Raw genomic sequence first — 5,398 nt, 5'->3', positions numbered from 1 at the left:
TATGGAAGGTACTGGCAAACCTGAGTATGGTAAATGTGTTGAAATTTCTACCAAGGCAGCCATTAAAGAAATGATGTTGCCAGGAGCTATCACCATCCTGTTCCCAATTGCCATTGGCTTTATTATGGGCCCTGAAGCACTTGGTTCATACATGGCCGGAGTGGCTGTTTCCGGTGTGCTTTGGGCCATATTCCAAAACAACGCAGGTGGGGCCTGGGACAACGCCAAGAAATCGTTCGAAGCCGGTGTTGAAATTGATGGTGAAATGACCTACAAAGGTTCTGATGCTCATAAAGCAGCTGTAACTGGCGATACCGTAGGTGATCCATTCAAAGATACCTCAGGACCTTCAATGAACATTCTTATTAAACTTACCTGTCTGGTAGGTTTGGTTATTGCGCCAATCTTGGGTGAAATGTATGGTACGGGAGAACACAGTACCGATGCCCATGTAGAAATTGATCCTGTAGAGATTCACATCGATGATGTTGAAGATATTGTTACAGAAGTAGAGTAACATTGAAGTGCCGCAAGGCATAAAAGCTACAAAAGCCTGCAAGCGAACACTTGCAGGCTTTTGTTTTTATTGGCCAAAACTGCTTTTTAGTTAAAAACCAGATATTTCCTCTACTGAGACGGCCTTGTTTGTTCATGCCGGATACAGTCAAATCAGACTTCATAAATTGCCAAAATACCAGCCTCAGAGACCATATATAGCAGGGCTATTCCTGTTCTTCACATACAATTATTTGCAAAAAATCTAACCATTTGATAGAAAACACCGTCCCATAGCATAAGGGCTTTAATTATATTGCGTTGTATAATTTACAGGTCAACCATTAAACGCGGCTATTTTTTTGCCACCTCTGACTATAGCTGAATTTTTTTTCAGTTTTTCTTTATTCAAAAACTCAACAAAACAACAACTATGAAAAAGCATAGGTCAGCAGCTATTTTCCATTCAAAAACACATTGTCATTCAGTCTCTATTATATCATTCTACTTGATGTAATAGGGCATGGACAAGCTTATACTTAGAATTAAAAAAGGTGACGAAAGGGCCTTCGAATCTTTCGTTGACCTAAACCTGAACAAGGTTTTCAATTTTTGCTATTCACTGTTGGAATCGGTAGAAGACAGTGAAGAAGTGTGTCAAGACGTTTTCCTCAAGTTCTGGGCAATACGCAAGCAAATCAATCTTGACTCATCGCCCTATGCTTTGCTCTTCCGAATCGCCAAAAATCTAGCGCTCAACCGAATAAGAGATAATCAAAAACATATGGGAAGCCTGGAAATCAATGAGTCGATGGTTAGTCTCAACACCACCATGGAAACCATAATCTTAAAAGACATGGAAGACATCATAAGAAAAGCTATAAACACCCTTCCGCCCAAAAGGCGTACCGTGTTTATGCTGAGCAGATATGAGGGGCTCTCCAATAAAGAGATTGCTGCAAAACTCAACATTTCTGTAAATACAGTAGAAAGCCAGATGAGTAAAGCCATAAAAACCATACATGCCTATGCAAATACGGTTTCTGTTTAATTCTTAGGGTTACTTACTTATGCCGCAAGAAGAGCATTTCTGAACCTTGCCTCCATTTGTGTCTTCACAAATGGTTGTTAAAAGACGCTGTGAGGACACAGCTTATGGCCAGTATACTGGGGCTAACAAATGCGATCTAAATGAGTAACCCTATTAATTTTTTTTTCTAACGAGTAATGGCTACAGCCAATCCTTGTGTACTATTAGTTAAGCCTCCCTTTTTTTGAAGGAGCACGAAATGACAAATACTAAACAGACTATTGGAAAAGAAATATCCAAATCATAAGTCATCAGAACTACGGCAACTCATTCGCCACACGGAAGACACCGATCAGTTGCACGATTTGTTGAGCGACCTTTGGGAAGAAACCTCCAATGAAAAGCTTCATGAGTATGATGAAGTCACTGTGAAGCAAAACATTCTGAAAGCTATAGTACCCCCAAAAAGAACACACACACAACCTTATACTCCCACTTCGTCTTTTCGCTCAAAAAACAACATCCGAAAAGTTGTAGTTGGAGCTAGCCTTGTTCTTTCAATTATGGTGGCTTATTTCTTTATAGCCCCTGGCTCTCATCAAAGTAATCAGCTGCCGGCACAGGCCGATATAGTAAAAGCCACAGCCAAGGGATTTAGAAGCACCATCATTTTACGAGATGGTTCTAAAGTAACCCTTAATGCCGAAACCAAAATCACCTATGACCCCGGCTACGGAATAACTAATAGAAACATAAGCCTCGATGGAGAAGCCTTCTTTGAAGTAGCCAAAAACAAGGATCTCCCTTTTGTGGTTACTTCCAGAAATCTTTCTACCGTTGCCCTGGGTACCTCTTTCAATGTGCGCGACTATAAATGCGAAAAGCTAGCCTCCATCTCTCTGTTTACCGGATCGGTGGAGGTAAGCACCTTAGATAGCACTAAGCATTCCAAAGACTCTTCGGTGGTACTCTACCCCAATGAGCAGGCCGAATTCAACAAAAGGTCTAACAACCTCACCAAAAACACAATGGACAGAGAAAAGACAGCTGCCTGGAGAGAAGAGAAGCTCTACATTGAAAATCAACCCCTTAAAGAAATAGTTAAAATGCTTGAACGCTGGTACGATGTGGACATTGACATTGAAGGCGATTCGAGTGCCAAAGAATTGTATTACAAAGGAACAGGCATATTCGAAAGACAGAGCCTGGAAATGGTGTTAAGCACCATTGGTTATAGCATGGGCTTCGAAAGTCAGATAAATGAAGACCAGATACTAATTAAACTTAATGATCAATTGCCTATGGAAAAACTAAAAACAGATACGCCTATGAAATAAACAACCGCTAAAACTACCAAGGCACCCTGTTGCAGCAGAAGTGCCTTGGACATAACTGTATGTTTAATATTAAAACACCTCTAAGATATGAAAAATAATCTTAAGGCGGTGCTGTGGGGAGCAGCACGTCTTTGTCTGTATGGGACAATCATTCAATGCATGGTCTTATCTACCCTGATGGCCACCAAATCCAGAGCTCAAAGCATTAGAGAATACAAAGTAACTCTGGAGTTAAACGAAGCTTCACTAAAGGAAACTTTCCGAAAAATAGAAGCCCAGTCGCCTTTCAAATTCTTCTATCAACAAGAAGATCTCAACAAGAATGTAAGCATCAACTTGTCATATAAGAGCTATACCGTAGCCGAGTTATTGGAAACAGTATCTAAGCTGGCACAGCTCAATTTTAAACAGTTCAACAACAACATTTCCGTTTCTTCCGCTTCGGAAAACCCTCCCGGTGCAGAACCAGCCGTAAGTATAGCTGAAGTCCGCACCATTACCGGTAAGGTTACTGAAGGAGAAGAAGGGTTTGGAATGCCACAGGTGAGTGTCTTCATTAAAGGCACCAGCAATGGTACGCTCACAGACCTGGAAGGAAACTATTCGATTGAAGTACCTGACGACAACACTATTCTGGTTTTCAGATACTTAGGATACATCACTCAAGAAGTCACTGTAGGTTCCCGAAGCATTATCAACGTAATTCTGGAGCCCGATGTAACCAATCTGGGCGAACTGGTAGTAACTGGTGTTGCAGCAGAAACACCTAAAGAAAAACTATCTTTTACCATTGCCAGTGTCGATGAGCAGGTACTTACAAAGGCACCGGCTGCCAATGCAGGAAATGCCCTAGTAGGTAAAGTAGCCGGTTTAAGAGTGGCTCCGAGCAATGTTCCGGGTCAAGGACCCTCCATCTTATTGAGAGGTGCTACCAACCTCAGAACCAGCAACTCACCACTCATTTTGCTCGATGGAGCCATACTTGAAGGAAGCCTCTCCGATATCAGTGTTCAGGACATTGAGCGGTACGAGATACTGAAAGGAGCCTCTGCAGCCACCCTTTACGGATCGCGGGCAGCCAATGGTGTAATTGCCATTTACACCAAGTCGGGCAAAGGGCTCGAGGTAGGCCAAACCTCTGTATTTGTAAGAAGCGAAGTAGTTTCTGAAAACACCTATAAAGGAAGACACCCCGAAAAAGCCAGATTCCATAACAAGCAAACCGATGCCAACGGAGATATTATTACTGACGATGACGGCCTGGCCTTAGACAAAGTACCTTCCATCAATGAAGTGCCATTTTCAAGGTACAGAGATCACCTCGAAGACTTTTTTAGAGGAACCACTTCATTCAAGAACTACATTCGGTTAAGCAACCGAACCGCCAATTCCAACCTCAGCGTTTCGTTCGAGCAACAAAATGCTTCAGGAGGTATTGAGATGCATGAAGGTAATCGCAGATACAATTTTGCGATAGGCCTCGATCAGAGTTTCTCTGATCGATTCGACCTGAAAGTTCGTTCCCGATACATTTGGGATAGAGACGATACTCGCCCAAGAAATATTGGCACTTTGATTTTTGCTTCACCAGATGCCGACTGGTTTGCTCCAAACGAAGAAGACGGAAGTCCTTATAACTACGATGCGAACTCGTTTATTCTCGATTCCTTCTTTAACCCCTTCTACGTACTCACCAACAACCGATCAGAGCGCGTTAGAAAACGTTTTATTGCCAGTGCTCAAGGTGATTTACACATTACCAACGACCTGAAGTTTACCGGTATAATGGGTTTCGACACCAGGGCTGATAACTCCAGTGGTCATCAAAATCCGGGTTATCTGGCAGTGGTTGGAGACCCCGGTCAGGGCGATATCGACCGCGGCTATGCCCAAACAGTGGCCATAAATGCCAGCGGCCAGTTTACTTACATAAAGAAGTTTGGTGATGTAAACCTCCGGTCTACTCTAAAATATCAATACGAAGACCGTGTGGATGAAGGCTTCACCATTGATGGTGATTTTCTGGGACTTCGGGACTATGATCATTTAGATGCTGTATTGGCAGATATTTCCGGCAGAGGCTATCAATTTTTGTCAGCCACAGACACCAGACCCATAAAACTGAGATCGGACAGTTATGCGCTTGCTGTTGGTGGGGACTATAGAGATCGATACATTTTTGACTTCGTATTGAGAAGAGACGGCTCTTCATTATTTGGCGAAGATGAAAGGTGGCAGTGGTTCTACAGAGGCTCATTGGCCTATCGTATTACACAGGACTTTACCATACCCGGTTTTCAGGAGTTGAAAGTTTCAGCCTCATTGGGTACAGCCGGAGGAAGACCTGGTTTCAACGACAGGTTCGAGATCGCCAATGTAGCCAATGGGCTCATCTCTTTCCCCCAACAGTTGGCCAACCCTAAGCTTAAGCCCAACATTACTACAGAGGCAGAATTTACCCTTGGCGGTAGATTCCTAAATAAGTTCAACTTCCTGGCCTCCTACTCTACTCAGGAAAACAGAGACCAGATTCTCT

Annotated in this window: 4 protein-coding genes; all 4 read left to right on the top strand. The window is 42.9% G+C overall.

The genetic code is table 11. From position 1 onward, the window contains the following. A partial coding sequence (locus tag B3763_RS03250) for a sodium/proton-translocating pyrophosphatase (RefSeq protein WP_286743616.1) occupies positions 1-517 on the top strand: 517 nt, incomplete at its 5' end. A 501-nt stretch (positions 518-1,018) separates the two neighbouring features. After that, positions 1,019-1,546 carry an RNA polymerase sigma factor gene (locus B3763_RS03245; RefSeq protein ID WP_189630789.1) on the top strand — a complete coding sequence of 176 codons (528 nt, stop codon included), beginning with the start codon at positions 1,019-1,021 and terminating at the stop codon, positions 1,544-1,546. A 260-nt stretch (positions 1,547-1,806) separates the two neighbouring features. Next, positions 1,807-2,862: a FecR family protein gene (locus tag B3763_RS03240; protein WP_286743614.1), complete on the top strand. Its 1,056-nt coding sequence runs from the start codon at positions 1,807-1,809 to the stop codon at positions 2,860-2,862. An 87-nt stretch (positions 2,863-2,949) separates the two neighbouring features. Continuing rightward, on the top strand, positions 2,950-5,398 hold a 2,449-nt coding region (locus tag B3763_RS03235; RefSeq protein ID WP_286743612.1), incomplete at its 3' end, for a carboxypeptidase-like regulatory domain-containing protein.

The organism is Roseivirga sp. UBA1976 (assembly GCF_002336325.1).
Classification (GTDB): domain Bacteria; phylum Bacteroidota; class Bacteroidia; order Cytophagales; family Cyclobacteriaceae; genus Roseivirga; species Roseivirga thermotolerans.
This window is presented reverse-complemented; position numbering and strand designations above follow the sequence as displayed.

Excerpts from the sequence above, each read along its gene's own strand:
- B3763_RS03245 (WP_189630789.1), top strand. The coding sequence starts at position 1,019 with ATGGACAAGCTTATACTTAGAATTAAAAAAGGTGACGAAAGGGCCTTC.